This window comes from Pseudomonas sp. 2VD (genome assembly GCF_005503585.1).
Lineage (GTDB): Bacteria > Pseudomonadota > Gammaproteobacteria > Pseudomonadales > Pseudomonadaceae > Pseudomonas > Pseudomonas aeruginosa.
In genome coordinates this window covers 1-1,196 of the sequence record NZ_SCND01000667.1, presented here as the reverse complement: position 1 = coordinate 1,196, position 1,196 = coordinate 1, and the positions used below count along the sequence as shown (strand labels likewise).

At 61.6% G+C, this 1,196-nt stretch carries 1 protein-coding gene; it reads right to left on the bottom strand.

From position 1 onward, the window contains the following. The coding region (locus tag FFS27_RS32945) for a cbb3-type cytochrome c oxidase subunit I (protein ID WP_079859775.1) at nucleotides 1-830 on the bottom strand (830 nt) is incomplete at its 3' end. Between the last annotated feature and the right edge of the window lie 366 nt (nucleotides 831-1,196).

The window sequence follows — 1,196 nt, the reverse complement described above, 5'->3', positions numbered from 1 at the left end:
GACATCACCATGCCCAGCGACTGCGCCCAGTCCGGCAGCGCGGTGTAGTGCAGGTGGTGCGGGCCGGCCCAGATGTACAGGGAGATCAGCGCCCAGAAGTGGACGATGGACAGGCGATAGGAATAGACCGGACGCTCGGCCTGCTTGGGCACGAAGTAGTACATCATGCCGAGGAAGCCGGTGGTCAGGAAGAAGCCCACGGCGTTGTGGCCGTACCACCACTGGACCATCGCATCGGTGGCGCCGGAGTAGGCGGAGTAGGACTTGAACCAGCTCACCGGCAGCGACATGTGGTTGACGATGTGCAGCATCGCCGTCACCAGGATGAAGGCACCGTAGAACCAGTTGCCCACATAGATGTGCTTGACCTTGCGCTTGACGATGGTGCCGAAGAACACGATCGCGTAGGTGATCCAGACGATCGCCAGGAGGATGGCCAGCGGCCATTCCAGTTCGGCGTATTCCTTGGAGGTGGTGAAACCCTGCGGCAGGGTCAGCACGGCGCCCACGATCACGGCCTGCCAACCCCAGAAGGTGAAGGCCGCCAGCGTGTCTGAAATCAGTCGGGCTTGCGAGGTACGTTGCACCACGTAGTACGAGGTGGCGAAGAGGGCGCACCCACCGAAGGCGAAGATCACCGCGTTGGTGTGCAGGGGGCGAAGGCGGCCGAAGCTCGTCCACGGCAGGTCGAAGTTCAATTCGGGCCATACCAGTTGGGCGGCGATCAGGACACCGAGACCCATTCCAATGACCCCCCAGACCACCGTCATAACGGCGAACTGGCGGACCACCTTATAGTTATAAGCAGTCTGACTGATTGCTGTGCTCATGCTAGGGGTTCCACGGTTAATGGACTTTTTTAGGGACAAAAAATCGGCGGCAAGTATGGAGAAAGCGGGTGGGCATTGCAACGCGCCAGGCCAGGGGCGACGCCAGTTTGATGCCTGCTTCAGAGCGCTTTCCAAGGCGGCCGTATGGCTTTCTGGCGCTATCCGGACGAGTGGGTTCGGCCGGTGAAGTTAGGTGTCCCGTCGCTCTGCCGGAGAGGGACGAATGCAGAGCAGCTTAGACGCGATTGAAAAGGAAGGGTAGGAAAGGCGTCCGCTGGTGCGACACTTCGTCGCGCCGCCTGGGACTAAGGTCTGAGACCGGGGGAAGGACCCGCGCCCGGGAGGGCGCGGGTCCTTCCCCCGGTC